Source organism: Flagellimonas aquimarina (assembly GCF_003149745.1).
Taxonomy (GTDB): domain Bacteria; phylum Bacteroidota; class Bacteroidia; order Flavobacteriales; family Flavobacteriaceae; genus Flagellimonas; species Flagellimonas aquimarina.
On the sequence record NZ_QGEG01000001.1, the window covers coordinates 950668 to 975681 of the forward strand.

Below are 25014 nucleotides of genomic sequence, written 5' to 3' on the forward strand. Positions count from 1 at the left end.
TGGAGCTTAGTCATGATTTTGAAGTTTTGAATTTGTGAAATCAACAACTAATTTTTATCTGCTTAACTCGAGGATTGCCACCCATGTTGTTTTTTGGGTACTGTATTATCTGTTGTTTAGCTTGATATGGGTGAGTGAAGAAGGATATTTGGCCTCTTTTTATTTGGAGTTCATTCTACTGCCCATTAGAATTTTGGCTGTGTACCTTACCATTTACTTCCTTCTACCGCGGTATTTGTTAAAACGGAAATTCACCGAATTTTTTGTGGGATATGGCATTACTGTAATATTGGGAGGAATCTTTCAGCGGGTCTTTATCCATCTATTTTATGAAGAACTGTTATTGAATGATTCCAGTTCAGGGTTGTTCAGTATAATGATGTTGGTACGTGCCATAATTTTGATCAACACTACTGTGCTATTGATATTGGGGGTGAAACTATTTCAACTTTGGGCAATTGAACATGAAAAAAATCAAAACCTAGAAAGTGACATTTTAGAGATTCGTTCCAATCGAAAAACACATCGGGTACCTTTAAGGAACATACTTTTTGTGGAAGGTTTGGGGAACTATGTGACCTATCACCTAGAGGATAAATCAAAAATTACCAGTTATGGGAGTATAAAGGGGACACTACAACAACTTCCAGATAATTTTCGACGTGTGCACAAATCGTACATCGTTAATAAGCTACATATAAAATCGTACGACGCCATGTCTATTGATATTCAGGACAATAACATTCCTAGAGGAAAAAGCATTGCGGATGAGGTATTGCTCAACTAGATCTAATCTAGTTTTTCCGTCAATTTTTTAAAGATTTTTTTTGGGTTTTTTTCTTGATATAGAATTTGGTAAACGGCATTGATGATGGGCATTTTGGACTTCTTTTCACGCTTTTCATTCAGTAAATAAGCGCTTTTGGTCGCGTAATACCCTTCGGCCACCATATTCATTTCCATCATGGCACTTTTTACGGTATACCCCTTGCCAACCATGTTCCCAAACATACGATTGCGGCTAAAAGTAGAATAGCCAGTTACCAGTAGATCACCCAAATATGCAGAGTTGTTAATATTACGTTTCATTTTGTACACTCCATCTATAAAACGTTTCATTTCACGAATGGCGTTGCTCATCAATACACTTTGAAAATTATCCCCATATCCCAAACCATGAGCAATACCTGCAGCAATGGCGTAAATATTTTTCAACATAGCAGCATACTCGGTGCCAATAATATCATCCGAAATTTTTGTTCTTATGTAATGGCTTTTTAGTTCATCGGCTACCAATTCAGCCTTGGATTCATCTGCGCATGCAATAGTAAGGTAGGACAAACGTTCCAAGGCAACTTCCTCCGCATGACAAGGACCTGTAACAACTCCTATATTTTTAAATGGAATTTGATACTGCTCGTGAAAATGTTCTCCAACAATCAATCCGCTTTCAGGAACAATTCCCTTAATGGCTGAGAAAAGTATTTTGTCGGATAGGGAAATTGTAAGATTCCTAAGCTCACTTTCTAAAAAGGCAGAAGGAATGGCGAAAATGAGAATATCTGAAGATGCAACTATGGTATCTATTGAATTGCTTAAATGAAGCTTTGAAACATTAAACTCTACAGAACTGAGATAGTTTGGATTGTTGCCTTCATTTTTTAAATGTTCAATGGCAGATTCACTTCGCATGTACCAAGAAACAGTATCTAAATTTTCAGAAAGCATCTTTACGATCGCTGTTCCCCAACTACCACCTCCCAATACACCAAATCTGAGTTTTTTGCCCATTTATTAAAATTAGATTGCAAAGCTAAACAATCTTATAATTAGAACATAATATTCTGATTATGAGTAAATTATAATTTATGGCATGATGCTTGGTTTACAATGGTAGAATCAAAAACCTGAATTATGAAGATTGGAAAACTACTATTTGGAATTTTATTTATAGGCCTTTTGGCCAGTTCTTGTTACACAGAAGTCGTATTTGAAGATGACTTTATTGAAGAATCGCCTTTTAATACCGCTTTGGTGTTAGAATCGTTCGATTTGTGGTACGTAGATGTTAATGCAACAAGGGGTAACGGAGAGGTGCCTTTTTTACAACGCGCATTTACAATTTCTTTTGAGAGAGGAATTATCTACGCCAATAACAATATTGTAGGAATAGGTAAAACAGGAAATGGATTGGGCATTGATGTTGGATCCTATGGAACATTAAATGGAGTTGTAGAAATTGATCATGATGTGGACGGACTTTGGTTGCTAGATGTTTATGCTGTGAACAACAATACGCTGGAACTCTATGATTCCCGTTCCGATACTTCCTATATCCTTAAAGGATATCAGCGATCCAATTTTGACTACGATTTGGTTTTCTATGACAACATCAATTATTTTTTGCAAGAGTACGAAGCATGGGAAAAGACTTTTACTAGTGAAGTAGGAGCATTAAATGAATTTGATGATGAAAACTTTCTTCAGTTTCTATCAGGAAATAATGATACATTTTTTAGGTCTTCGGTAGATGGTATAGGAACCCCCATTGTTAATTTGGTATGGGATTATGAAGGGGATTATGAAGTGTTTGATGTTGCCAATGATGCCACACTAAAAACTTTAACACTGGATTATGACTTCTTGGGCAATGATTATTTTGAGCTCTACGTTATTAATGATAGTACTATTGAGTTGTATCATGTGTCCAGTGGAACGGTATACGAATTTACGGGAAGAGGGTACAAACAATATTTAAAGTCGAACGGCAATGTTGGCAAAAAACGTTCAAAAGTTAAAAATTCCATAATGAACGTTACTCGACAAAGAAAAATGTAAGGAACAATAGTAGTGTTCGACTACGTATACAAGTTTTTTGGTTGGTTATTTAGTTAAGAATCGCCTCAAGCATCTCAGCTTGGGGCGGTTCTTTTTTTGTTAGGATAGTACGTACCCAGATATTTTGTAATTTACTGGTTATGAACACTGAGGAACAAAATTTGGAAATGGCCAACAAGGCCCACGAAAAGATTCCTGGCAATCCGTCCACAGCAACCAGCAGCAGTCAAAAATTAAATGATAGATCTAATGGAAAGAAACTTAGGGTGCTTTCAGAAGAGGATTGGGAATTTTGGATACATAATGGATACATTGTGGTAAAAAATGCTGTGCCAATTGAACAAGTAAAAGCAACAGCAGACTTTTTATGGGAATTTGATGAAAAGGACCCTGATAATCCTGAAACGTGGTACGCACCCCCTCGTGCCGAAATGAAAATGAAAGAACTAACGGGAACCGGAATGGTGGAGGTCTATAACCACCAACATTTATGGAACAATAGACAAATACAAAAAGTATATGATGCTTTTGTGGACGTTTGGGGGACCGAAAAACTTTGGGTTACTATTGACAGGGCAAACTTGAATTTCCCGTTGCAACCTGGGGTAGATAAAAAAGGGTTTATCCATTGGGATTATGACCCAGAAACCAAACCCCAAAATGTTCAGGGCGTACTTGCACTGGCAGATCAAACAGATGAGAATATGGGAGGTTTTCAATGCATACCATGGTTGTATCGTAATTATGACACATGGAAATTGACCCAACCTGAAGACAGGGACCATTTTCAACCCGATTTAAAAGGCTTGGAAGACAAAATTGTAAAAGTGAAAATGGAGGCTGGGGATTTGTTGATATTTAACAGTACCGAACCTCATGGAATTAGACCTAACAAATCTGGCAACAAGGTAAGAATCGCCCAATACATCTCTATGATGCCAGCTGAAGAAAACAATGAAGAATTACGTCAATGGCGAATTAACTCATGGAAAAATAGAATTGCTCCAGAAGGGTATGCGTTTCCAGGAGATCCAAGAAACTGGGAAAGGAACAAGTATGAAACTGCAAAATTAACCACACTGGGAGAGAAGTTATTGGGCCTAAAAAACTGGTAAGATCATCAAATCCCTAAAAATGAACCTACATATGGTGGGTTAAGGTATTAGTGGTATTTTTGCCCGCTTAAATCATTAGATGAAAAAGTATCTTAACCTTTTTGATTTTTCCCAGAAAGTTAACTACAGAACAGAAGTACTATCAGGACTGACCGTGGCCTTGGCCTTGGTTCCTGAGGCCATTGCCTTTGCATTGATTCCTGGTTTTTCACCATTGACGGGATTGTACGCGGCCTTTGTTTTGGCTTTGGTAACTTCAATTCTTGGAGGTCGCCCTGGAATGATATCAGGAGCTACGGGCGCCGTAGCGGTGATTTTTGTTGGATTGATTTTAGAACTAAAACGAACTTTTCCAGGTATAGAGCCCACAACCATATTAAATTATGTATTTGCCACCGTTATTATAGCCGGCGTCATTCAAATTTTGGCGGGATTGCTTCGGTTGGGAAAATTCATTCGCCTTGTTCCCCATCCAGTAATGTTCGGATTTGTAAACGGTTTGGCCATCATCATTTTTATGGCTCAGTTCCCTAACTTTTATCAGAAAGGAACGGATGAGTTGCTTACAGGCGTTTCATTATATACCATGTTAGGCTTAACACTGTTGACCATGCTCATTATTTGGGGCTTTCCAAAATTGACAAAAGCCGTTCCTTCATCTCTTTTAGCAATTGTAGTGGTTTCTGCACTAGTTATTGGTTTTGGAATTGATACGCTTACTGTTGCGGACACTATGCAAGAAGGAGAAAGTATCAAGGGAGGATTTCCTCCCATATCCATTCCAAACATTCCCATGACCTGGGATACTTTCTTAATCATAATTCCATACGCAGGGATTGTAGCTGGAGTAGGACTTATTGAAAGTTTATTGACGCTAAATATTATTGATGAAATTACAGAAACACGTGGTAGCGGAAATAAGGAGTGTGTTGCTCAGGGTACTGCCAACATTCTATCTGGGTTCTTATCTGGAATGGGAGGTTGTGCCATGATAGGCCAGAGTTTGATCAACACCTCTTCGGGAGCAAGAGCAAGACTTTCAGGAATTACTGCGGCAGTTATGCTCCTGGTGTTTATCATGTTTGGCAGCAGCCTAATTGAGCAGTTGCCAATGGCAGCTTTGGTAGGGTTAATGTTCATGGTGGCCATTGGAACTTTTGAATGGGCCAGTTTCAAAACTTTTAGAAAAATGCCAAATTCGGACGTTATCGTAATGGTTTTGGTAACCTTGATTACTGCCATTACGCATAACCTTGCAGTTGCTGTTTTATTGGGAGTAATTATATCTGCATTGGCATATTCATGGGAAAACGCAAAACGAATACGTGCAAGAAAATATATTGATGAAGATGGAGTAAAACACTATGAAATCTATGGACCGTTGTTTTTTGGATCTACGACGTTGTTTGCTGAAAAATTTGATATACAGACCGACCCAAATGAGGTAATTATAGATTTTCAGGAAAGTCGTGTTGCGGATATGTCAGGAATTGAAGCACTTAATAAAATTACAGAACGCTATGCAAAAGCAGGTAAAAAGGTTCATCTAAGACACCTGAGTAAAGACTGTATACGTTTATTAAAAAATGCACGGGACATTATTGAAGTCAATGTTCTTGAAGATCCAACGTACAAGGTGGTGGTAGATAAGATTGATTAGCAAGCTTAGCTTGAAAAAAACAAATACCCTGCAAAAATTAAAAGACATAAGATAAAAAAGGCAGCCAAGTAATTCCTTATTTCCTGTAATCTATCTTTTTTGGCTTGCCCAATGATTTTATCTCTGATTTTTTGTTGTTCAAAAGGGGTACGTTCTTTAAAATGAAGTTTGGTTTCACCCGCGTAGCCTATATATGCTTCTCTGATTTCTTTAAAAGTTCGTTTTTTTTTGAGTAAAGCCCTGTTTGCTTTTACCACCTTCATAGGTTGTCCCGAATATCCCATATAACCCTTTTAGTTATGGGTAGCGGAAAATAGAGTTTTGTTACAGAACCCTTAGCTCTTTAATTGGTTCTAAGTCTACCGTTAAAAACACTCACGTTTGGATTGATGGGGTTCCCCGAAGCCCTTCGCAACAATGTTATTTGTCCTGCATGATAGATACAATCCGATAACATTCCATTGATCATATTCCAATAGGGGAAAGGAGTTTGTTTCTCACCACGCTGAAAAATGACCTTAAAATTTTCAAAATCAGCGGCGCTTTTACCGGCCATAGCTTGGCTCGCCGCATGGAGGTTTTTTAGCGTCCCGCTGCGTAAATCTTCATAGGTGAGCGCAGAAATATCCATGGGTCTAACATTGGGTTTGGACTCAGGGGCATTCATGATCATTTCAGACATGCCATAAATATGTTGAAGGGTTTCAAAAATTGTTCTACCCTCTTCAGAAGCTTTATAATCCAGATCTTTTTGTCCTAGTCCCTCTGTTGCCCAATAATAACGAAAGCCAAGCCCATCAATCATTCTGGCAACTACATTTCCAGGGCCATAATCGTCGGGATATTCTGGAATTTCATGATAGGGAAGTTCTTCTTGTTGTGCTTGCATCTGTAACGTCAAAATAAGAATAGGAAGTAAAATATATATTTTCATAAATTAAAATTATTCAATACACCCTTTATAAAAAGCATTAAAAGGATAAACAGTCACATTAAATAGTTTTTTTTGAAGTGCGATGTCCTGATAAAGAATCGTTTGGGCAGCTTCTAAATTATCCGCCTTCAAAATTAACATTCCGGTATCGCTATAACGAGCGCCTAAAACAATATGTTTTTCCTTTCGCAATTTTGATAAAAACCCTGAATGTTCTTCAAAGTATAGCTGTTCGCTAGGCTGTTTTTCCATGTCCCAGCTTTCGCCCAAAGTATAAAGGGCAATGAAATTAGGTTTTACAGATTCATCTTCTTGTGAAAATATGAGGAAAGGGACGCATAGGATCAAAGAGAATATCAGTGCTGCTTTCATTTTTACATTTTCTTAAAGAGAAGTAAAGATAACCATTATTGATTTCGGATGCTCCAAACTTCATAAAGTGGATCACCCTTGCTACTAAACCCGGAATGGTGCCAATCATCATCCTTTACTTCAAAACCAAATTGAAGGCTTGCTCCCACCCGAGAATTGTCCCGCGAGAAAAACTCTATATTTTCTGTGTATTTACCATCAATGGTAGTATAGGTGCCGCCGCCTGTTGCCATAAATTGTTTGGTTTCTGTATTGTAAGCAATCCACTGAAACCTTGTGCCAGAAAGTATTTTCATGGTTTTACGTGGTTGGTCCGTATTTCTGGTTCTGAATTCCCCATTGCGTTTACGACCAGACATTAGCCAGGCACCGGACAATGCGCCAGGGCCATTGTTGTCAATTCTGGTCCAAACTTTGTCCATTCCTTCTATTTTCAAGGTATTTTCAGAAAGTTCAATATCAAAAGACACTTGAGAGCCAACACGATCAGGGGTTTTGGAATCAAATTCCACAGTTTCGGTAATAGTAGTGCCGTTCAAAGACCAACTGCCGCCATTAGTGCTTATGAAAGCTCCCGTGTTCATATTATACCATGTAGATACTTGGTGTTTTTCAGAAAAGACAACTACGTTTTTTAGTTGGCCGCCTGAAGTGGACTCCGTGTTCTCCCAGGCACCCAATAACGTTTGTGCTTGTAAAGAAAAACAAAGAAGACAAATCAATAGTGCTAGTGCATACTTTTTCATGAGTTTAGTTTTAGTACCAATATCCACTAAGGTATTTCTTTTTTAAATTATTAGGAATGAAGTAGAGGGTCATAGTAATGCTGATAAAAGAATACTAAACAAGGTTAAAAAAGAGACTCATGGTTTCTTCTTCCGCCAATGCATACCATTTTAGTATCAATTCCTCGAAACTGTCATTAATTTTCTTTAAACGTTCTTGGGTTAGCATTTCTGGAAAGGCCAAGTCATTTTGCTTTAACATCCCCTTTAATTGATTAATGAAATCAGAACCTATGTTTTTTTGAAAATGATCAATCAACAATAAATTTGCTATATGCTCTGTTTGCAATGACTCCGCAGGGAGGTTTTTAGAAATCAATGCTTGGGGGCGTTGTTCCAACGGCAGTGCAAAATCTTGGATATTATATCCCTTGGCAAGTAATCCGTAAAATGCATTTGTAAAGCCCAACTCAGTTTCTATTGCAAAATGGGCAAGGTCATGTAACTCAAAATCCATTTGCAATTTGTCCCATGTTCTAGTTCCATCTGACCTAATACAGGTAAGTGTACTTTGCTTATCCCTATATTTTTTAAACTGAATGATCATGACTTGATAAAGTTATCGACATAAAAAAATGCTGTTATACCTATTAAAAGGAACAACAGCATTTTTCTATGCTATATCTTTATTTAGAGTGTGCGCAGATACTCCACCAAATCCCGAGCTTCTGCCTCAGTTAGATTTTGGTTAAGCATAATAGCATTGTTGTATTCCTTTAATAAAGCTTTTGCAATTGGGTCTTCCCGCAACATCTCATCAGGGTTCATGATCATGTTCATTACCCATTCTGGACTTCGGCGCTCAAAAACACCTTCCATGGCAGGACCGATCATACGCTGATCTACCATATGGCAAGCAACACAAATAGCATTGAACTTAGCCTCGCCACGAGCGGCCATTTCTGTATCTATATCATCGGGGAAATCAATATTTTTAATGGGGCCAATGCCTTTGTTATTCAAATCCACAGGCACTCCTTCACTTTCCTGTGTTTTTTTGTCTTGAGATTTGGTACGGCTTACTTCAAAACCATCCTTCTTTTCTTCTTTTTTTCCGCCGCAGCTTGCTATAAAAGCACCCAATGCCAATAACAGGAGTATTTTTCTCATCTTATTAATTTCAGTTGTAGTTTGTTGAATTTTGAACCACTAAGATAGTTAATTAGGGCATAACATTTTTCTCATTTTTGTTATTCCCTGCTTAGGATTATGTATGGATTCAATTTTAGTTCGAGGTAAAAAACTCAAAGGCCCTTCTTTCCGTATAGGTAATATTGTTTTTGCCCCAAAACCCAACATGACCTCCATATTTAGGAACTTCTAGATATAGATTGGGATTGTTTTCAGCTTCAAGGTAAGGATAGCATTCAGCGCCTAAAAAAGAATCGTCTTTTGCATTAATGATTAAACTTGGAACCGTAATATTTGATAAAACTTGAAGCGAACTACATTTTCTATAATAATCCAGGGCGTCTTTAAAACCATGAGCTCTGCTGGTGTAGATATCATCAAAATCCTTAAGTGTTTCAATGGCCTTTATATCAACATCAGGAATAAGTTCAGGGAACAAATGTTGCTTTTGTCTAAGCTTGGCTAAAAGATGTTTTTTAAATCGCTTAGCGTACAATATGTTCCTCGAAGTCAACAATTGCTCACAGGAACTATGCAAATTACAAGGAACCGAAACTGCAACAGCAGCTTTAATTTCTGTTGGAACTTGGTTTGTTTCCCCTAAATATTTGAGCAGCAAGTTTCCGCCCAAACTAAAACCCTTTAAATAGATTTCTGAATAATCTTTGGTTCTTATGATGTGGTTTAAAACTTCACTAAGATCCTCCGTTGCACCAGAATGATAAGATTTGTACAGAATATTGGGTTCTCCACTGCATCCACGATAGTTAATTGCACAAGTATCAAAACCATGCTTATTAAAGAGCTTGGCACTCCCTGTTATATAGGGTCGTTGTGCATCTCCCTCAAGGCCGTGGAGAAGAATGGCCAGTTTTTGCGTTGGGGTTTTGGTTAAACTCCAATCTAGATCTAAAAAATCCCCATCTGAAAGCTCAAGTCTTTTTCTTTTTTGAACAACCCCGGTCACCTTTCTAATAAGACCTGCATAGATGGTGGAGATATGTCCATTCCTAAAAAAAAAAGGGGGTTTGTACGAGCTAGAAACTAAGGGCATTAATACAAAATGTTGTGTTGTGGCTTCACCTTTTCTGGCAGGTTTTTCTCATCAAGCATATCTCTTAGATCAATCTCTATGGTCTTGCACAAAGCAGTCATCGGGACATCGTTAATGCGGCCTTCAAATGGGTCTTCGCTATTGCTTCCAACCTTATCCATAGTAATAAACATCCATGAGATTAAAACTGAAAAGAAAATCATCAATACAATATACCACCAGTTATGACCTACCTCTATTTCTTTTAATTGGGTTTCAAAAACATTAAGAAGCCCAAAAGGTAGCAGAAGAATAAAAATCCAGGTAAACAAGGTGCTAAAATGCGCATATTGCCTTGGGAAAGGGGTGTTTTTTATACGTTCACATTTTCCTTGAAGATTGTACATCTCCTCTAAACTACTATGAAAAACTTGCTTGTCAAATTCTGTTATTTTTCCTTCTTGCAATAATTTTTTCAAGTGTAGTCCTTGTTTCTTTATAAGGTGTGTGGCAACATTTTTTCTGTTTTCCAAACCGTCTACTTCTTCGGGGGACAAAAACATATCCATCCCACTACAAACAGGGTTTCTTTCACCATGTCTATCAAATAAACGTTCAACCGCTCTATTTTCTTTGATTGAAAAGCTTGTAGGCTGTCTTAGTTGAATTCGAAGCGCATTGATCCATGCAAGGTGCCTATAGATTAGTGTAATTTGGGCGTTTCGGTCATTTTCCACAAAGCTCAATACATTGTTGGCCCATGTTCTCGAATAGTTGACAATACCGCCCCAAATTTTTCTTCCTTCCCAAAAACGATCATAACTCTGGCTGTTTTTAAAGCCAATATAAAAAGCAACCGCTATACCGATAACGGAGAGAGGTTGAAAGGGGATGTCAATATGTTTCCAGTTTAAAAAATGGTATAGATAAAAAATGATTCCTGCATAAACAGTGAAGAAGATGAGGTTTTTCCAGGCATACCTTATAATAATACCCCAGCTAATATTTCTTTTAATGTACATGGCAATTGATTAAGTACTAAAAATACTTAAATCTTTGATATTTGTCTTTTGCTTAAAATTTGAAAGGGAAGTTTGTCGTATTTTTAAGTTATGGGGTTACGCCAAAAAAAATGTGAACATCTTGAGGCTATTTCAGAAGTGAAAAAAGCAAATGGATATGAATGTGAAGAATGTATAAAAACTGGTGATACATGGGTGCATTTACGCACCTGTCAAGAATGTGGAACAACCTTGTGTTGTGATAGCTCGCCTAACAAACACGCTAGTGAACATTTCAGTTCGCACGGCCATCCCGTCGTTAGCTCCGCAGAACCTAACGAAAATTGGATGTGGTGCTATGTCCATAAAACAATTGCTAAATACTAAAAGATGAAAGATCCCCGTTTTCCAGAGCTTACCCAAAGACAAATATCAATTTTAAAAACATATGGAGAAGTAGAAAATCACCTATCAGAGACAAAAATATTTACTCTTGGAGATTTACAGTATGATTTTTTTGTGGTACTTGAAGGGGAGGTTTCTATTGAAGATCCATACAATGATAACGCAATTATCGTAGCACATAAAAAGAATGAATTTACGGGAGACAGTGGTATGCTTTCTAACCGTGGCGCGCAGTTTCATGCCGTTACCAAAGGAGACACCAGTGTGCTGCGGATTGCTCCAAAAGAATTAAAGGAAGCCATAGCTAGACATAGTGATATTAGTGATGTGTTATTAAATGCATTTTTGCTTCGCCAAGAAACCGTATTGACCGAGTTCACAGGTGGAATAAAACTAGTAGGTTCCGGCAATTCAAAAGAAACATATGCAATCAGGGATTTCATGGATAAAAACCATATCTGGTATAACTTTTTAGATGTTGATGTATCGGAATCTGCCCTTGAACTTTTAGAGAACTTTAATCTTTCTAAAGAAGACTTACCTTTTTTGATCAATAGTGAGGCCAAAGTGTGTCCAAATCCTTCTTTGGAGCAATTGGCACGTTACTCAGGGGTCTTGATGGATTTTGAGGATAAAGTGTTCGATCTTTTGGTAATAGGCGCAGGGCCTGCAGGGTTGGCAGGAAGTGTTTATGCCGCTTCAGAAGGGTTAAGTGTGGTCACTATTGATAGCAAGGCTCCTGGCGGACAAGCAGGCAAGAGTTCAAAAATTGAAAATTATTTAGGTTTCCCCACAGGGATTTCCGGTAATGATTTGGCCAATAGGGCCTATGTGCAAGCTCAAAAATTTGGATGCAACATTTCTATTCCGCATAAAGCGGAAAAGATTGAGCATACAGGGAATCATTTTATTCTTTATGCGACCAATGATAAAACCATAAAGACGAAGGCCATTATGGCTGCAACGGGGGCAAATTACCGTAGCTTGCCAATTGGTAATATTGAAAAGTATGAAGGAAGTGGAGTGTATTATTCTGCTACAGGAATGAACGCATCAGCCTGTAAAAATGAGTTGGTAGGGGTAGTTGGTGGAGGAAACTCAGCAGGACAGGCGGCATTGTTTCTTGCAATCCATGCCAAAGAAGTACATGTAGTATTAAGAGGGGGTGATTTGGGAGCAAAGATGAGCGACTATTTGGTACAGCGCATTGAAGCAGCGGAAAATATATTTGTGCATTTACACACACAAGTCACGGAACTATATGGGCAATATCACCTAGAATCATTGGTCTTAGAAAATAAAGCGGGGGTAAAAACATCAAAAAACATTACAAATCTGTTCACTTTTATTGGCGCCAGACCGTGCACGGAATGGCTACAAGGATTGGTTGCTACAGATGCAAAAGGTTTCATATGTACGGGTCCAGGGATAAAACAAGAAGAACTATACAAATGTTCTATTTATACCAATAGAGAGCCTCAATCATTGGAAACCAGTATTCCTGGCTTTTTTGCCGTTGGCGATGTAAGAAAAGGCTCTGTAAAACGTGTTGCATCTGCAGTAGGAGAAGGATCAATGTGCGTGAGTCAGGTTCATCAATTTCTGGCAGATTTGAAGAATACGGAAACGGTTGAAACCTAACTTTGCTGTTCTTATTCCTTCGGATAAGTTTCCAAGAGTTTCGCTTGTTCCTCGATAGCCGTTTTAAATTCAGACTTTAAAGTGTTAACCAGTTCAGAAACAGGCATTACATTTTCAATTGTGGTTACCCCTTGGCCAGCAGACCAAATTGTTTTCCATGCCTTGGCTTCGGTGTCCAATTCCTTTCCAAAATCAATTTTATGGTCCTTTTTAAGATCCTCCTGGGTAATACCGGCGGCTTGAAGGCTTGGTGCCAAAAAGTTGGCATGCACTCCAGAAATGGCTGCAGTATAAACCACATCACTTGCTCCGGCATCAATTATCATTTTTCGATATTCTTCTGGTGCTTTACTTTCTTCAGAGTTTATAAAACGTGTTCCCATATAGGCCAGGTCCGCACCCATTTGCATAGCAGAAGCTATGTCTCTTCCAGTACTAATGCAACCTGAAAGAAGTATGGTTTTTTTGAAGATTTTTTTCACTTCGGCAATCAAACTTATCGGGTTGATGTTGCCTGCATGACCTCCTGCTCCCGCCGCTACAAGAATGAGCCCATCAACACCGGCTTCGGAAGCTTTTTCGGCATGTCTTTTTTTGATGATATCATGAAAGACCAAACCACCATAGCTATGAATGGCATCTACAACTTGGCTTACAGCCCCCAGTGAGGTAATGACCAACGGAACTTTGTGTTTTACACAAAGCATAACATCTGCCTGCAGCCTAGGGTTTGTGGGATGAACTATGAGATTAACCCCAAATGGGGCTGGCTTTTTACCAGTTTCTTCTTCAAACTGTTTTAACTCAGATTTTATTTGAATGAGCCATTCTTCAAAACCTTCACTTGTACGTTGGTTAAGTGCAGGAAAAGTCCCTACAATTCCGTTTTTACAACACTCGATAACCAATTTTGGTCCTGAGATAAGGAACATAGGAGCCGCAACGGCTGGTAGAGAAAGGTCTTTGATGAATTCGGCTTTTTGGCTCATGGGTTTTGTGTTAAAGTATCTTTAAAAATAAGATTATTTATAGCGTCTTATTGGAATCAGTTTTTAAAACTATGGTAATTTTACAATTATTATGCATGCATAACAAAATACTGACTATGTTTTTTAAAGAATTTGAGATACGATGGAGCGATCTGGATGCAAATAGACATTTGGCCAATTCAGCATACATCAATTTTATGAGTCATACCAGAATGGCATATCTTGGTCAACTTGGGTTTAACCAAAAATCTATGGCACAGTACAATATTGGCCCAGTAGTCTTTTACGAACACATGTACTATTTTAAAGAGGTCTTTCCAGGAAAACCGATAAAAGTGTCCCTTGGTTTTAAAGGAATGAGTGAGGATGGAATGTTCTTTGAATTTCAACACGACTTTTATGATGCCAATGGTAAGAATTTTGCCCGTTGTGAAATGATGGGAGCTTGGATGAATTTAAAAGAACGTAGTTTGACCGCCTTGCCACAAGTGTTTTTAGATGCTTTTGATAAAATGGAAAAAGCAGAAGATTTTAAAACTTTAACAAAAGCTGATACTCGAAAGTTTTTCAAGATTCCGGAGGATTTGTAAATTTTTTTCAGTTTTTCTTTGCATAGCCAAACCAGCTTGGGGAAACGGTGATTAGCTTTCCAGAGATAACTTCATCGAGCCATCTTTCATACCAGTCCAGGAAATTCTTTTCATGGGCAAATTTTGGTGCTTGTTCCGCAGACATTTCAAGGTTTACCACTTTACCCTTGTACATCCCGTTCAAAACAAGAGCGTGCAAATAGGAACACCCTTGAAATCCAATTGGAAGGATTCCACTATAGATTTTTCCAATTGCGCTGTAATAATCGTTATCGGAAATATTTTCGTCGAAAAAAATATTGGTCATGTTTTCCCAGTATTTATTGGTAACAGTGGGTTTTAGGACGCAAGGTTCCTTGAGATATTTCTCAGGATTGCCATAAATTAGATCGTCTACATTTTCTCCAAAAGGATAGATCCCATAAAAGGGGCCCGCCCCAGAGTTTTTATAGGATGTTCCACCATTTCCAACTTGCAATACAAAGGCCCTGTAACAACTTGGGAGCTGAATGGAATATTCTTTTTCAAAAAACTCAACTTGAGCTAAACTTACCGGGGAGTAGATTTCATATCTATGGCCGCCGGCACCAAATACTTTTAAATCAGCATCGACTTGTTTGGCTTGAGTCAGCTTTTTTTTGATGCTGTCTATTTGTTTGGAGAAATTGGTCATTGTACTTTAAAGAAGAATGAAAATACAATCAAGCAGGCTATTTTTATGACCTCAATTGATGAATGGCTTCAACAAAACCATTAAACCTCATGTGGGGTACATAAAAATAGAACTCAAGGATTTGGCTTAGGCTTTTTACTGGCTAGATAAACACCCAATAATACCATTGCAGTAGCCATTATTTTGACCAAGGTAAGATGGTCTTTTCCGGAAAATAAAGCAAACAGTATTCCAAATAGTGGTTGTACATATACAAAGGCGCCCACGGTTGAGGCCTTTAATTCTGTAAGTGCAAATACGTTAAAAAGGTAGGTCATAAAAGTGGTGCCAATAACAACAAAGGCAATAGACCCATAGGCCCACATTGGAATAGTAGACCATTCTATCTCCATAAATTCGGGCAAGGTTATAGGAAAATTAATGATTACCGCAATGGTAAACAACCACTTCATCAATGTAAATGGATGGTATTTTTCAATCAACTTTTTTACAACAATAAGGTAAGCGCCATAAGATGTTGCATTTACTATAAAAAGAAAATTCCCTAGGGGAATATTGGGAGCATCTTGTCGTATTTCTGCTCCAAAAAGTATTAAGGCTATTGCCCCAATAAACCCCAAGAATATACCAAGTCCCTTGTTCAAGGTGATTTTTTCATTTAGAAAAAATGCAGAAAGAATTACAACGATAATTGGGGTGATGGTTACTAAAACTGCACTATTTATGGGCGTTGACAGTTGTAGGCCTTTAAAAAACGCCAGCATATTGATGACCATTCCCAAAATGGCGCAAACCAATATTCTGCCCCAGTCTTTTTTTTGAATTTTTTCTTTTGGTCCTAAAAATGAAATGCCCCAAAATAGGATGGCAGCACCTACCACGCGCAGCATTATAAATCCAAAAGGCCCCACATAATGGGGCATAACACCCTTAGCAATAGTATGGTTGATCCCATAAATGGTAGTGGCACCTATGGCCGCCAAAATTGCTAGCGTTCTTTTGCTCATGAATGAAGTGCCTCTTTAGCAGCCTGTACTACCTTTTTGGAATTCCCAATGAAGATTTCACCGTCAATAAGAACCACTGGTCTTTTTAAGAAAGTATAATGTTCCAGAATGAGATTTTTATAATCCTCTTCAATGAGCTGTTGTTCGTGCAGTCCTTTTTGACGATACAGCATGGCTCTTTTGCTAAATAAAGATTCATAGCTCCCAGACATGTTTTTCATTTCTTCTAGGTGTTCCGCAGTCATTGGTTCCGTTTTTATCTCTTGTAACCAGACTCCATCCAGGGGCTCCAATTCTTTTAAAATACGTTGGCAGGTAGAGCAACTGCCCAAATGATAAATCTTTTTCATTCTAAAAATTCTTAGGTCATTAAGAATTCAAAATTCGTTTATTTAACATTAAGAAAGCGCAAAATCAACAGCTTTTTGAGCATGTATTTTTGTGGTGTCAAATGTTGGAGTGGCCACCTCATTATCAGCTATTAGCAGTGGCAGTTCTGTGCAGCCTAAAATTACACCTTCGGCGCCTTCAGCTTCTAGTTTTTTTATGATTCCCAAGCAAACTTCTTTGGATTCTGGCTTAAAAATTCCTTTGACAAGCTCATCATAAATGATCGAGTGAAGAATATCCATATCCTCATTATTTGGAACCAAAATTTCTAGCCCATATTCTTCTTTAAGTATTTTGGTGTAGAAATCTTTTTCCATTGTGAACTTTGTTCCCAATAAAGCCACTTTCTTTATCCCAGTTTTGGCGATTGCCTCTCCGGTTGCGTTGGCAATATGTAGAAACGGGACATTGGTAGCGTCAGTAATGGCATCACTTACCAGATGTATGGTATTGGTACAAAGAATTACCAAATCTGAGCCGGCTTTTTCCAATGTTTTTGCATGAAGAGCCATAATGTTTCCAATTTGGTCCCAGTTGCTTGAGAAAGAGTAACGCTCAATCTCATCAAAATCCACAGAGGAGAGCAAGCTCTTGGCGGAATGGGACCCTCCTAACTTTTCCCTTACCATTTCATTTATATGTTGGTAATATACTTTTGAGGACTCCCAACTCATTCCTCCTATTAAGCCAATGGTTTTCATTATTTTGTTTTTTGACGATTTTACTTTGTTCTTGATAAATACTCAGCTCCTTCAATTTTAAAGGAGCGTAAAAATTTTACAATTCTTTTTGAAAGGGCGTCGCGCAGATTCTCATGCGTTATGTGCTCATTAATTGTATTGCAATCTAGACAGTTTTCCATATTGGTCAAATTTAGATTTCGCTAAATATCGATTTGTTTATCAAAAAAATTATAAACTTGTTTTTAAAGCTTCAATGTATGTTTTGATTACCGATTCATTTCTTCTATAATAGGTCCATTTTCCATGTCTGGTAGGAATTACCAAACCAGCATTTTGCATGGAGTTTAAGTATGTGGATATTGTGGATTGCGATAAACCAGTTTTATCCTGAATAAACCCTACGCATACACCATCGTCAAAATGGTCAATGTCTTGATGCGGCGGAAAATTTAATTCTGGGTTTTTTAACCATTTCAGAATATTAACCCTAGTTTTATTTGATAATACCTTGCTTATTTCAACAATGTCCATGCAACAAATGTAATATAAATATTTACATATCTAAATAAATAGATATGTTTTAACAAAACTTTGATTTCTTCTTATTTACAAAATGGAAAAACTACTAGATATTGCACTTAAAAACAGAAAGATTCTTCAATATTATTTGCTAAAAACACAGAAAGAAGACTTATTTAAGGTTCCTAAAGGGTTCAACAACAATATTTGGTGGAATATTGCACATGTTGTGGTTACTCCACAATTATTGGTTTATAACCTAAGCGGGTTGGATTTTACTATTGAGGAGGAATTGATCAACAAATACCGGAAAGGCACTTTTCCAGAAGGAAAACCCTCTGCAGAAGAAGTGGAAAAGATTACTGAGTATCTTTTTAGTACACTAGAAACAATTAAGGAAGATTATAAACAAGGAAAGTTTAACAATTACAAGGAATACATGACCTCACCTAAAGTTGTATTGCAAAGTGTGCAAGATGCCCTCTCTTTTAACGTATTTCATGAAGGCTTGCATTTAGGGGCGATTCTTGCGTTAAAAAAGGCATTGGCCACAGAAAACTAAGGCTTTACAATGCGTTTTAAATATTTGTTCACCTCTTTATAGGGCAAAGCCAGGATTTTTGGGCCATCTGCATAAGAAGCCACCTCATACTGGTTATAGATCAGTTGAATACCATCTTTGGTATACCCAATATTTTCCGCTAAATGAAAGGTATCACCGTCAAACATAAATCCAGTGGAGTTGATGTTCTCATCTTGTGGAACGTCCTCTTGGATCCTGAATTTGGTCTCGGCAAACTTTTGAAAACCTTCAATATCTTCAAAAAGTTCCCAATTTTCCAGCTCGATGCCTTTTCTTTTATCAAAATTCAATAAAGCTGTGGAACCATACCCGTGTGCTCCGCCTGTAAATGTGTATGCATTAAAGACCAACGTAAGTATATTGTCATCTTCATAAACAACCTCGCTGTTTACTTCCGCTTCCCAACCTACCGTCTCATCAGGGAATTTGGTTTTTAGTTCTTTAAAACTATTGGTAAAAGAGATAATGGCATCATCTACCTTGTCAATTTCCTGTTCTTCATCAAAAGAGAGCAAAGCAATAAGTTCTTCTTCCAAAGCATTGTTGATAGCTCTGGCTACTGCAGTTTCATCCAGTGCTTTTGGGATGTTGATTTCAATTTTTGGACATTCTTTACAATCAGTACCAGTTAGTTGAATAGGTTCAAAAGTAAGTTTAGCTTCATTTTCGCAACCAATGGTGAGCAGTAAAACAAGGAGTAGGTAAAATGGCTTTTTCATCAAAGTGAGGTTTTAGGGTCATCAAAAATAACACATCATTGATTACTCCAAAAGATAACAATACATTTGTATGCAGATTAAGACAAAATGAGCAAAAAAGACTTAAAATTCAACAGTAAAACCATTCATGGTGGTCAGCATCCAGACAAAGCGTATGGAGCGGTAATGCCACCAATTTATCAAACTTCTACCTATGCCCAGACAACACCTGGAGGGCATCAAGGATTTGAATATTCAAGAAGTGCCAATCCGACCAGGACTGCATTGGAGAATGCGTTAGCCAGTATTGAAAATGGGGTTTATGGGCTTGCGTTCGCCAGTGGACTCTCTGCTATGGATGCCGTAATAAAGTTATTGAATCCAGGGGATGAGGTGGTTTCTACCAACGATTTATATGGTGGGAGTTATCGCTTGTTCAAACAGATTTTTGAAAAATATGGAATCACCTTCCATTTTGTTGGAATGCAAAGCATTGACGCTATTGAGGAACATATCAACAGCAATACAAAGCTCATTTGGGTTGAGACACCAACCAACCCAATGATGAACGTGATTGATGTTAAAGCAGTATCTAAGCTTGCCAAGAAACATAATTTGCTGTTGGCAGTGGACAATACATTTGCCACGCCGTATTTACAAAGGCCATTGGATTTAGGGGTGGATATTGTAATGCATTCAGCCACCAAATATTTAGGAGGACACAGTGATGTTGTAGTTGGCGCATTGGTTGTAAAGGACAAGGAGTTGGCAGATAAGCTCTACTTTATTCAAAATGCCAGCGGGGCTGTCTGCGGACCAATGGACAGTTTTTTAACGCTTAGAGGCATAAAGACACTTCACGTTCGAATGCAAAGGCATTGTGAAAACGGTAAAGCGATTGCTGAATATTTGGCAAAGCACCCAAGAATAGAAAAGGTATACTGGCCAGGGTTTCAAACACATCCAAACCATGAAGTAGCCAAAAGTCAAATGGATGACTTTGGAGGAATGATTTCTTTTGTTCCTTCGGGAAGCAATTATGAAGAAGCAATTAAAATAGTTGAGAAATTACAAATTTTCACCCTTGCCGAATCTTTAGGAGGGGTGGAGAGTTTGGCAGGGCATCCTGCCAGCATGACCCATGCGAGTATTCCAAAGGAAGAGCGCGAAAAAAGTGGCGTTGTAGATTCTTTAATTAGGCTAAGCGTTGGGATTGAGGACGCAGATGATTTAATAGCAGACTTGGAACAAGCTATAGGATAGCTATTTTTGCAAAATTTTTAAAAAAAGCCTATTTGAATTATGTAAATAGTATAATTTTGCCGTCAAATTCCTAATTCATTAAAAACAACGTATAGTAATCCGTTTTATGGAAGCAAAAATTAAAGCATTTATGGATGAGGTGAAGGCCAGAAATGGTCATGAACCAGAATTCATCCAAGCGGTACAGGAGGTAGCAGAGACCGTTATCCCGTACATTGTAAAGCATGATATCTATCATGGAAAAAATATCCTTTTAAGAATGGTAGAGCCAGAACGATTGATTTCTTTTCGTGTGGCTTGGGTTGATGATGAGGGAGAAATCCATGTAAACAGAGGGTATCGAGTTCAGATGAATTCTGCAATAGGACCTTATAAAGGTGGGCTTAGATTTCACCGAACGGTAAATGCCAGTGTTCTAAAATTCTTGGCGTTTGAACAGGTTTTTAAAAATAGCTTGACTACTCTGCCAATGGGTGGAGGTAAAGGAGGTTCAGATTTTGATCCCAAAGGTAAATCCGATGATGAAGTCATGCGTTTTTGCCATGCTTTTATGTTGGAACTTAACAGACATATTGGCCCTAACACAGATGTTCCAGCAGGAGATATCGGTGTTGGTGCTCGTGAGATAGGGTTCCTTTTTGGCATGTACAAAAAAATACGCAACGAGTTTACCGGCGTATTGACAGGAAAGGGTCGTTCTTGGGGAGGATCACTGATTCGACCTGAAGCAACAGGATATGGCACCGTTTATTTTGCTGACAGCATGTTAAAAATAAAAGGAGAGTCTTTTAAAAGCAAAAAAGTTGTGATTTCCGGTTCTGGTAATGTAGCACAATACGCTGCGGAAAAAGTTCTTCAGCTAGGCGGAAAGGTATTGACACTATCGGATTCTGGAGGTTACATATATGATAAGGATGGCATAGATGCTGACAAACTAGCCTTTGTAATGGACTTAAAAAATAACCAAAGAGGAAGAATTTCGGAATATGCCGATAAGTATTCTTCTGCTGAATTCCATAAAGGAAAAACACCTTGGGAGGTTACTTGTGATGTAGCATTACCTTGTGCAACGCAGAACGAGTTAAATGGAGATGACGCTGCGGTTTTAATAAAAAACGATTGTATTGCAGTTGCAGAAGGAGCTAATATGCCTTCTACACCGGAAGCCATTCATGCTTTCCATGAAGCTAAAATACTATTTGCCCCAGGTAAAGCTTCAAATGCAGGTGGTGTTGCCACTTCTGGTCTGGAGATGTCACAAAATTCCCTCCGTATTAGTTGGACACGTGAAGAAGTAGATGACAGGCTAAAAGGAATTATGGAAGATATTCATGATTCTTGTATTGAATACGGAAAAGAAGCCGATGGATACTGTAACTATGTTAAAGGAGCCAATATTGCTGGTTTCGTAAAAGTAGCGGATGCAATGTTAGCTCAGGGAGTTATTTAAAAACTAACTCAGAATTAAAATATAAGTGGGCGGTTGAATGACAATCGCCCACTTTTTTTATTTTCACCCAAAACAAATAATCAAACTCATAGAGTTCTACATTAACCAATAAAGATGCAAGTAAACACTAAGGCAATAATCCTTTCTTCTTTAAAATATGGAGATACTAGCCTTATCGTTAAAGCATTTACAGAATCTGATGGATTAAAATCATACTTGTTAAAAGGCGTTTTAACTTCAAAAAAAGGAAAACTAAAAGCAGCTTACTTTCTTCCGTTAATGCAATTGGAGCTTGTGGCCACTCACAGAAACAAAGGGAGCTTAGAGCGTATTAGAGAAGTTAGGGTAAATGTTCCCTACAAGAGCTTGCACACAGATATTGTAAAAAACAGTATGGTGCTTTTTTTGGCCGAAATGTTGAGCAATAGCATTCAGGAACAAGAACAGAACAAGGGGCTCTTCAATTATTTGGAATATGCTTTATACTGGTTGGATGCACATAGTTCTATTTCCAATTTTCACCTCCTTTTTTTACTCAATCTCACAAAATATTTAGGGTTTTACCCTGATACCTCTTTTCAAAATGCACCGTATTTTGATCTTTTAGAAGGAAGTTTTTGCTCAGCCCCCAGTCTTAATCCACTTATACAGGGTGAAAATTTAGCAGGCTTCAAACGCGTCTTGGGCATAAATTTTGATGCACTTCAGACAATACAAATGAACAAACACCAAAGGCAAGAACTTTTAAAAATGGTTATTCTGTATTTTGAATTACATTTGCAGGGATTCAGAAAGCCCAAGTCCTTAGCGGTTTTAAATGCAGTTTTTGAGTAATATGCGCAGCACAGGTTTCGCCCTCCTTTTTTTATTTACTTCCTTCACTGTTTTCAGCCAAGAGATTACAGTTTTGGATGCTGATTCAGGAAATCCTGTGGCCAACATTGCAATCTACAATAGAGATAAATCTAGAACAGCGATCTCGGATTTTAATGGAAAAAGTGATTTAGGAGTTTTTTCTAAAAACGAGCGGATTACCTTTCGACATATTAGTTATGAGGTTTACAATACGACCAAAGCTCAGATAAATAAAAAAGGGAACCGGGTATACTTAACATTAAAACTTGAAGAATTACAAGAGGTTGTAATGTCTGTTTCCAAATGGGAGCAGCAAAAAAAAGATATTCCTCAAAAAATAGAGTCGATTGATGCTCGGACGATTTCATTTATTAATCCGCAAACCTCTGCAGATGTATTGCAGAATAGCGGAAAGGTATTTGTTCAAAAAAGTCAATTGGGTGGAGGCAGTCCTATGATAAGGGGTTTTGCAACAAACAGGGTATTACTGTCTGTAGATGGAGTACGCATGAACAATGCTATTTTTAGAGGGGGTAACATACAAAATGTTATTTCTGTAGACCCTTTCACAATTAAAAACACAGAGGTTATCTTTGGTCCAGGTTCCGTTATATATGGAAGCGATGCCATAGGAGGTGTAATGAACTTTTTTACCCAGAAACCTAGGTTTTCTTTTACGGACAGTCTTACGTTTTCTGGTAACGTAAATTACAGGTATGCTTCTGCAAACAACGAAAATACCGCCCATGTAGATTTCAACTTAGGTCAACAGAAATGGGCTTCTTATACCAGTTTTACATATAATGATTTCGATGATTTGGTGATGGGAGAGCATGGACCAGATGAATATTTGAGAAATAGTTTTGTTGCCAGGGAAAATGGAACGGACGTCTTGGTGAACAACGATAATCCTAGAAAGCAGATTACTTCAGGATATGACCAAATCAATTTTCTTCAGAAGTTTACTTACAAACCCAACAATACCTGGAACTATGATTTAGGTCTATATTATTCGGAAACTTCAGATTTTTCAAGATACGATAGATTGGTAAGGCCCAACAGTGAAGGAGATGGGCTTCGTTCTGCTGAATGGTTTTATGGACCACAAAAATGGTTCATGGCAAATTTTCAATTAACCAAAAAGGGAAAGAACAAGTTTTATGATGGGGTTAAATTAACAACGGCCTATCAACGTTTTGTAGAAAGTAGAAACGATAGGGATTTTCAAGAAGTTGATCGGTTTACGACTAAAGAAAAGGTTGATGCATTATCAATCAATCTTGATTTTGAGAATAAAAAAATTGGGGATTTAAGATTGTACTATGGTGCGGAATATATTTTCAACAAGGTAAATTCAGAAGGAAGTCAAGAAAATATTGAAACCAATATAGTCTCTAGAGCGGCATCCAGGTACCCCAATGGCGCCACCTGGCAAACATTTGCTGGTTATATTAATGGGGAGTACAAATTAAAACCTAATTTCACATTACTGTCCGGCGCCCGTTACAGCCAAGTTTGGGTAGATGCACAATTTGATACAACATTTTTCCCTTTTCCTTTTGATGAAGCTGACCTAATTACTGGTGCTTTTACGGGGAGCGCAGGATTTAGTTGGTTCCCAAAAGCAGATTTGCAGATTACCTTAAATGGTTCAACGGGTTTTAGAGCTCCTAACATTGATGATATTGGAAAAGTATTTGATTCTGAACCCGGTTCTGTGGTGGTACCTAACCCAGACTTAGAGCCAGAATATGCCTATAATGCCGAAATGGGCATAAGAAAGAATTTTAAGGATAAATTGGTTTTAAAAGGAGCGGCATTTTACAGTTATTTGGTAGATGCTTTGGTAAGAAGGGATTTTGAGTTTAATGGACAAACGGAAATTCTATACAATGGAGAATTAAGCAATGTGCAGGCTATTCAAAATGCGGCAAAAGCTTATGTCTATGGTTTTGAATTGGGGTTGGAAGCTTTTCTAACTGAAAACTGGTCGCTTACATCAAACCTAACCCTTACAGAAGGTACTGAAGAAGATGATAATGGGACAGACTCGCCTGCCAGACACGTGGCACCAACTTTTGGTGATTTCCATGTGGTTTGGCAAAATCAAAAATTGAAAGCGGACGTATTTCTTAATTATAATGGTGAAATCAGCTATGATGATTTAGCTCTATCAGAAAGAAGCAAAGAATTTATATATGCTATTGATGAAAACGGAAACCCTTTTTCACCTTCTTGGTATACATTGAATTTTAGATCTCAATATCAAATATCAAATGCTTTGAAAACAACCATGAGTTTGGAAAATATAACCAACCAGCGTTATAGAACCTATTCTTCTGGTATTGTAGCCCCGGGCATCAACCTTATTTTGGGATTGGGGTATACGTTTTAAAACA

The 25014-nt window shown here is 37.9% G+C and carries 28 protein-coding genes; 12 read left to right on the plus strand and 16 right to left on the minus strand.

Features of this window, described 5'->3' with window-relative positions; translation table 11 throughout:
* Nucleotides 1-130 precede the first annotated feature (130 nt).
* Nucleotides 131-787, plus strand: a complete 657-nt coding sequence (locus DKG77_RS04350; protein WP_109660538.1) for a LytR/AlgR family response regulator transcription factor — start codon at nucleotides 131-133, stop codon at nucleotides 785-787.
* A 2-nt stretch (nucleotides 788-789) separates the two neighbouring features.
* Here the strand turns inward: DKG77_RS04350 and DKG77_RS04355 are convergent, their stop codons facing one another.
* The gene (locus DKG77_RS04355; RefSeq protein WP_109660540.1) at nucleotides 790-1791 is read right to left on the minus strand and encodes an NAD(P)H-dependent glycerol-3-phosphate dehydrogenase; all 1002 of its coding nucleotides are present in this window, start codon (nucleotides 1789-1791) and stop codon (nucleotides 790-792) included.
* A gap of 123 nt (nucleotides 1792-1914) precedes the next feature.
* Between DKG77_RS04355 and DKG77_RS04360 the strand changes: the two genes are divergently transcribed.
* The 3 genes from DKG77_RS04360 to DKG77_RS04370 all read left to right on the plus strand — a co-directional run bounded on the left by DKG77_RS04360 (nucleotide 1915) and on the right by DKG77_RS04370 (nucleotide 5613).
* Nucleotides 1915-2838 carry a nicotinic acid mononucleotide adenyltransferase gene (locus DKG77_RS04360; protein WP_109660542.1) on the plus strand — a complete coding sequence of 308 codons (924 nt, stop codon included), beginning with the start codon at nucleotides 1915-1917 and terminating at the stop codon, nucleotides 2836-2838.
* Between the two features lie 140 nt (nucleotides 2839-2978).
* On the plus strand, nucleotides 2979-3953 hold the full coding sequence (locus DKG77_RS04365; protein ID WP_207785434.1) for a phytanoyl-CoA dioxygenase family protein: 975 nt from the start codon (nucleotides 2979-2981) through the stop codon (nucleotides 3951-3953).
* 79 nt (nucleotides 3954-4032) lie between these two features.
* Nucleotides 4033-5613, plus strand: a complete 1581-nt coding sequence (locus DKG77_RS04370) for a SulP family inorganic anion transporter (RefSeq protein WP_109660544.1) — start codon at nucleotides 4033-4035, stop codon at nucleotides 5611-5613.
* Nucleotides 5614-5618: 5 nt separating this feature from the next.
* Here DKG77_RS04370 and DKG77_RS04375 read toward each other — a convergent pair whose 3' ends face one another.
* The 8 genes from DKG77_RS04375 to DKG77_RS04410 all read right to left on the minus strand — a co-directional run bounded on the left by DKG77_RS04375 (nucleotide 5619) and on the right by DKG77_RS04410 (nucleotide 10890).
* Complete coding sequence (locus tag DKG77_RS04375; protein WP_109660546.1) at nucleotides 5619-5897, minus strand: hypothetical protein; 279 nt, start codon at nucleotides 5895-5897, stop codon at nucleotides 5619-5621.
* A 59-nt stretch (nucleotides 5898-5956) separates the two neighbouring features.
* Entirely contained in the window at nucleotides 5957-6547 is a 591-nt protein-coding gene (locus DKG77_RS04380) for a DinB family protein (RefSeq protein ID WP_109660547.1), read from the minus strand.
* A 9-nt stretch (nucleotides 6548-6556) separates the two neighbouring features.
* Complete coding sequence (locus DKG77_RS04385; protein ID WP_109660550.1) at nucleotides 6557-6919, minus strand: YciI family protein; 363 nt, start codon at nucleotides 6917-6919, stop codon at nucleotides 6557-6559.
* 35 nt (nucleotides 6920-6954) lie between these two features.
* Complete coding sequence (locus DKG77_RS04390; RefSeq protein WP_109660552.1) at nucleotides 6955-7665, minus strand: lipocalin family protein; 711 nt, start codon at nucleotides 7663-7665, stop codon at nucleotides 6955-6957.
* 94 nt (nucleotides 7666-7759) lie between these two features.
* On the minus strand, nucleotides 7760-8251 hold the full coding sequence (locus DKG77_RS04395) for a hypothetical protein (RefSeq protein ID WP_109660554.1): 492 nt from the start codon (nucleotides 8249-8251) through the stop codon (nucleotides 7760-7762).
* Nucleotides 8252-8334: 83 nt separating this feature from the next.
* Nucleotides 8335-8814, minus strand: coding sequence for a c-type cytochrome (locus DKG77_RS04400; RefSeq protein ID WP_109660555.1), 480 nt, complete (start codon nucleotides 8812-8814; stop codon nucleotides 8335-8337).
* 115 nt (nucleotides 8815-8929) lie between these two features.
* Complete coding sequence (locus tag DKG77_RS04405) at nucleotides 8930-9889, minus strand: YheT family hydrolase (RefSeq protein WP_109660557.1); 960 nt, start codon at nucleotides 9887-9889, stop codon at nucleotides 8930-8932.
* The gene (locus DKG77_RS04410; RefSeq protein ID WP_109660559.1) at nucleotides 9889-10890 is read right to left on the minus strand and encodes a bestrophin family protein; all 1002 of its coding nucleotides are present in this window, start codon (nucleotides 10888-10890) and stop codon (nucleotides 9889-9891) included. Before DKG77_RS04410 ends, DKG77_RS04405 begins: the two co-directional genes overlap by 1 nt.
* Before the next feature lie 90 nt (nucleotides 10891-10980).
* Between DKG77_RS04410 and DKG77_RS04415 the strand changes: the two genes are divergently transcribed.
* Nucleotides 10981-11256: a UBP-type zinc finger domain-containing protein gene (locus tag DKG77_RS04415; protein ID WP_109660561.1), complete on the plus strand. Its 276-nt coding sequence runs from the start codon at nucleotides 10981-10983 to the stop codon at nucleotides 11254-11256.
* 3 nt (nucleotides 11257-11259) lie between these two features.
* Nucleotides 11260-12915 carry an FAD-dependent oxidoreductase gene (locus DKG77_RS04420; RefSeq protein ID WP_109660563.1) on the plus strand — a complete coding sequence of 552 codons (1656 nt, stop codon included), beginning with the start codon at nucleotides 11260-11262 and terminating at the stop codon, nucleotides 12913-12915.
* Nucleotides 12916-12926: 11 nt separating this feature from the next.
* On the opposite strand, the gene DKG77_RS04425 is transcribed toward DKG77_RS04420, so the two are convergent.
* Nucleotides 12927-13904 carry an NAD(P)H-dependent flavin oxidoreductase gene (locus DKG77_RS04425; RefSeq protein WP_109660565.1) on the minus strand — a complete coding sequence of 326 codons (978 nt, stop codon included), beginning with the start codon at nucleotides 13902-13904 and terminating at the stop codon, nucleotides 12927-12929.
* 116 nt (nucleotides 13905-14020) lie between these two features.
* On the opposite strand from DKG77_RS04425, the gene DKG77_RS04430 reads away from it, so the two are divergent.
* Nucleotides 14021-14494 (plus strand): acyl-CoA thioesterase, encoded by a 474-nt coding sequence (locus DKG77_RS04430; protein ID WP_109660567.1) that lies wholly within the window; start codon nucleotides 14021-14023, stop codon nucleotides 14492-14494.
* A 7-nt stretch (nucleotides 14495-14501) separates the two neighbouring features.
* Here the strand turns inward: DKG77_RS04430 and DKG77_RS04435 are convergent, their stop codons facing one another.
* The 5 genes from DKG77_RS04435 to DKG77_RS04455 all read right to left on the minus strand — a co-directional run bounded on the left by DKG77_RS04435 (nucleotide 14502) and on the right by DKG77_RS04455 (nucleotide 17778).
* Nucleotides 14502-15167 (minus strand): SMI1/KNR4 family protein, encoded by a 666-nt coding sequence (locus DKG77_RS04435; RefSeq protein WP_109660569.1) that lies wholly within the window; start codon nucleotides 15165-15167, stop codon nucleotides 14502-14504.
* Between the two features lie 113 nt (nucleotides 15168-15280).
* Nucleotides 15281-16174 (minus strand): DMT family transporter, encoded by an 894-nt coding sequence (locus DKG77_RS04440; RefSeq protein WP_109660571.1) that lies wholly within the window; start codon nucleotides 16172-16174, stop codon nucleotides 15281-15283.
* Nucleotides 16171-16524: an arsenate reductase family protein gene (locus DKG77_RS04445; protein ID WP_109660573.1), complete on the minus strand. Its 354-nt coding sequence runs from the start codon at nucleotides 16522-16524 to the stop codon at nucleotides 16171-16173. The genes DKG77_RS04440 and DKG77_RS04445 overlap by 4 nt, the downstream gene beginning before the upstream one ends.
* A gap of 48 nt (nucleotides 16525-16572) precedes the next feature.
* On the minus strand, nucleotides 16573-17265 hold the full coding sequence (locus DKG77_RS04450) for an aspartate/glutamate racemase family protein (RefSeq protein ID WP_109660575.1): 693 nt from the start codon (nucleotides 17263-17265) through the stop codon (nucleotides 16573-16575).
* A 210-nt stretch (nucleotides 17266-17475) separates the two neighbouring features.
* Nucleotides 17476-17778 (minus strand): ArsR/SmtB family transcription factor, encoded by a 303-nt coding sequence (locus DKG77_RS04455; RefSeq protein ID WP_109660578.1) that lies wholly within the window; start codon nucleotides 17776-17778, stop codon nucleotides 17476-17478.
* Nucleotides 17779-17860: 82 nt separating this feature from the next.
* On the opposite strand from DKG77_RS04455, the gene DKG77_RS04460 reads away from it, so the two are divergent.
* A complete protein-coding gene (locus tag DKG77_RS04460; RefSeq protein ID WP_109660580.1) occupies nucleotides 17861-18328 on the plus strand; it encodes a DinB family protein in 468 nt (155 codons plus the stop codon).
* Here the strand turns inward: DKG77_RS04460 and DKG77_RS04465 are convergent.
* Nucleotides 18325-19068 (minus strand): DUF3298 and DUF4163 domain-containing protein, encoded by a 744-nt coding sequence (locus tag DKG77_RS04465; protein WP_109660582.1) that lies wholly within the window; start codon nucleotides 19066-19068, stop codon nucleotides 18325-18327. The two genes, DKG77_RS04460 and DKG77_RS04465, sit on opposite strands and share 4 nt — an antisense overlap.
* An 87-nt stretch (nucleotides 19069-19155) precedes the next feature.
* Between DKG77_RS04465 and DKG77_RS04470 the strand changes: the two genes are divergently transcribed.
* The 4 genes from DKG77_RS04470 (at nucleotide 19156) to DKG77_RS04485 (ending at nucleotide 25010) form a co-directional block, all read left to right on the plus strand.
* Complete coding sequence (locus tag DKG77_RS04470) at nucleotides 19156-20310, plus strand: cystathionine gamma-synthase (RefSeq protein WP_109660583.1); 1155 nt, start codon at nucleotides 19156-19158, stop codon at nucleotides 20308-20310.
* Between the two features lie 106 nt (nucleotides 20311-20416).
* Nucleotides 20417-21760: an NADP-specific glutamate dehydrogenase gene (gene gdhA, locus DKG77_RS04475; RefSeq protein ID WP_109660585.1), complete on the plus strand. Its 1344-nt coding sequence runs from the start codon at nucleotides 20417-20419 to the stop codon at nucleotides 21758-21760.
* 114 nt (nucleotides 21761-21874) lie between these two features.
* Nucleotides 21875-22594 carry a DNA repair protein RecO gene (gene recO, locus DKG77_RS04480; RefSeq protein WP_109660587.1) on the plus strand — a complete coding sequence of 240 codons (720 nt, stop codon included), beginning with the start codon at nucleotides 21875-21877 and terminating at the stop codon, nucleotides 22592-22594.
* A complete protein-coding gene (locus DKG77_RS04485) occupies nucleotides 22578-25010 on the plus strand; it encodes a TonB-dependent receptor (protein ID WP_109660588.1) in 2433 nt (810 codons plus the stop codon). The genes recO and DKG77_RS04485 overlap by 17 nt, the downstream gene beginning before the upstream one ends.
* The last annotated feature ends 4 nt before the right edge of the window (nucleotides 25011-25014 follow it).